General features: G+C 59.9%; 2 protein-coding genes. Both read left to right on the top strand.

The annotated features are described in order from the left end of the window. A partial coding sequence (locus tag M1V25_RS10155; RefSeq protein WP_498843204.1) for a hypothetical protein occupies positions 1–797 on the top strand: 797 nt, incomplete at its 5' end. A gap of 121 nt (positions 798–918) precedes the next feature. Next, positions 919–1,961, top strand: a 1,043-nt coding sequence (locus tag M1V25_RS10150) for a sigma-54-dependent transcriptional regulator (protein ID WP_498843203.1), incomplete at its 3' end; no start/stop codon positions are given.

Raw genomic sequence — 1,961 nt, 5'->3', positions numbered from 1 at the left:
CTTTGCAGATCAACCCGGGTTCCCTGTATCCGAACACCGCCAACGTCACCAACCTGAACGACACCAACAGGGTCACCAGCAGCACGGGCGTCAGCCACGCAATCACCATCAACGGGGGCACGGCCGACCTTTTGCTGGCCAACACGAACAACTACGACGGGGGCAGCGACAAGTGGAACAGCATAGGTCTTTCCGGCTTCAGCCCGGGAGTTACTTCCATCACTTGGACGATGACCTATACCCTGCCGATCGCCGGACGAACCAGCTCAACGACGCAGCTTGACAGTCGCCCAATGGGGGGAGCTTTGGGATTAGCGGCAACGGGAGGTATCGCGCTCACCAACTTTAACGTGGATCTGGAACTGGAAGACATGTACTCCACTCCCACCGCCGACGGCGTTTTTGTCTCGGGAATTCCGGCCTTGGCCCGCCCTTACGCCTCGACGAACTGGGGGACGACAACGGGCGGCCAGACGACCTTTCACAGTGATGGGTTTACCGGTTTGGTACCCCCGGGCGAACTCTCCAATAATTTTTTGTTGGTCAGGGGCTATGACTACAATGGTTCGGGAAACGGCTATACGGCTGCTGACGCTCCCCTTGTTTACACGCAGACCTACCAGTGGACGATCTCACTCGATTCGGGAACCTTCGCGGCCGGCACACAGTTTGTCATGTCCCTGGATGGCCAGCAGTTCACCAATTTGAACAATGTCCCTGAGCCCACGTTGGTCGGGTTGGTTGCCATGGCCGTTGGGATTCTGGTTTTTTTCCGCCGCCAACGTCTCCGATTGTAGATTTCGCCTCCCGGGCAGTGTATCGCCCCACAGGGAAAATTCCTGCGGTGACCTGAAACCACATCTGCCGTCACCTTTAAAGGCTTGCCAAAGTCGTTCCGCAGGCGCACACAGAGCCAGAATGGCACTCCAGAAAACACTTCTCATCGTTGATGATGAAAAAAACACCCGCGACGGCCTGCGGGTGGCGCTGGAGGATCATTTCGAAGTTTATGTTGCCGGGGACATTGCCGGAGCACTGGCGACGCTGGAGGCCGATCCGGCGGACGTGATGATCACGGACCTCCGGCTGGGCGGCGAGGACGGCATGGATCTCATTGAAAAAGTCCTCAAACTGCCCAAACCGCCGATTTGCATCATGATGACAGCCTACGGCTCGGTCGATACGGCCGTGGAGGCCATGAAGCGCGGGGCGTATGATTTTGTGACCAAGCCGGTGAACATCGACCGGCTGGAGATGCTCATCCAGCGGGCGCTGCGCGAGCGCGAGACCCGCAAGGAAATCGACACCCTGCGCGAACAGGTCGGACGGCGCGCAGGCCTCGAGAGCATGATCGGGCATTCCGGCGTGATGGTGGAAGTCTTCGACACGATCAAGCAGGTGGCTCCCTCCCGGGCCACGGTACTCATCCAGGGCGAAACCGGCACGGGAAAAGAGCTGGCGGCCAGGGCCATCCACAACCTGAGCCCGCGCGCGGGGAAAAAATTCGTCGCAGTGCATTGCAAGGCCTTCTCGACGCAGTTGCTGGAGAGCGAACTTTTCGGCCACGAGCGCGGGGCCTTCACCGGGGCCTTCGAGCGGCGGACCGGACGGTTTGAACAGGCCAATGGCGGCACCCTGTTTCTCGATGAAATCGGGGAGATTGACGAAAACACCCAGGTCAAACTGCTCCGGGCCATCGGCGGGCGGACTTTCGAGCGGGTGGGCGGCAACCAGACCCTCCAGGCCGACGTGCGCCTCGTGGCCGCCACCAACAAGGACCTCGCCGGTCTGGTGGCCGAGGGAAAATTCCGCGACGATCTGTATTTCCGCCTCAATGTGGTGCAAATCACCATGCCGCCCCTGCGCACCCGCAAAGTGGACCTTCCCCTGCTGGTCCAGGCATTCCTCAAGGAATCGGCCGAGGAAAATAGCAAACCCACCCGGGAGTTTTCCCCGGAAGC

This window comes from Candidatus Nebulibacter yamunensis (assembly GCF_024208055.1).
Classification (GTDB): domain Bacteria; phylum Pseudomonadota; class Gammaproteobacteria; order Francisellales; family Francisellaceae; genus Caedibacter; species Caedibacter lacustris.
Note: the sequence above shows the minus strand (reverse complement) of the source record. Positions and strands in the feature narration are given on the sequence as shown.